Origin of the sequence: Endozoicomonas atrinae (assembly GCF_001647025.1) — a bacterium.
GTDB classification, from domain to species: domain Bacteria; phylum Pseudomonadota; class Gammaproteobacteria; order Pseudomonadales; family Endozoicomonadaceae; genus Endozoicomonas; species Endozoicomonas atrinae.
The window spans coordinates 1-557 of the sequence record NZ_LUKQ02000761.1; the positions used below are offsets into that span (position 1 = coordinate 1).

At 59.2% G+C, this 557-nt stretch carries 1 protein-coding gene; it reads right to left on the reverse strand.

Features of this window, described 5'->3' with window-relative positions:
- On the reverse strand, positions 1-557 hold a 557-nt coding region (locus AK963_RS30485; protein WP_139117844.1), incomplete at both ends, for an AAA family ATPase.

Sequence of the window (557 nt, forward strand, 5' to 3'; positions counted from 1 at the left end):
ATCCATGTGGTGAAGCGATCAAGGAACGCTTGTGACTGGACTTTTGCACCACGGTAGAGACCACTGTCGTCGCCTTGACCGAGGGTGTTGGCGGTGGCAATGATGCGGCTCCATTCGGTTGCCCTGACCACACGGCCACCGTCTTCGGTGACGGTCACTTCGTTCTCGTTGAGGGCGGTCTGCAAGGTGTAGGCGATGTCGTCTCTGACAAAATCTATTTCGTCACAGAGCAGGATGCAGGGCTGGCTGAACGCTCGGGGTAACACACCGTCGACGAACTGGGAGACGGTCTTGCCGTCCTTGGTGGTGAGTGAGTCACGACCGATCAAGTCCATGCGGGTGATCTCACCGTCGAGGGAGAGGGTGATGACCGGCCATGCCATACGGGCGGCGACCTGCTTGACCAGCGTGGACTTGCCGGTGCCGGTGTGACCACTGATCCACGCCTTCGTGTTGTCGGTGAGAGCTAACAGCACGGGGACAAGGAGGTCGGTACGGAACACATAGTTCTCGTCCACTTCTGGCACGTCACGATGGGCACCGCTCCACTCGAAGAC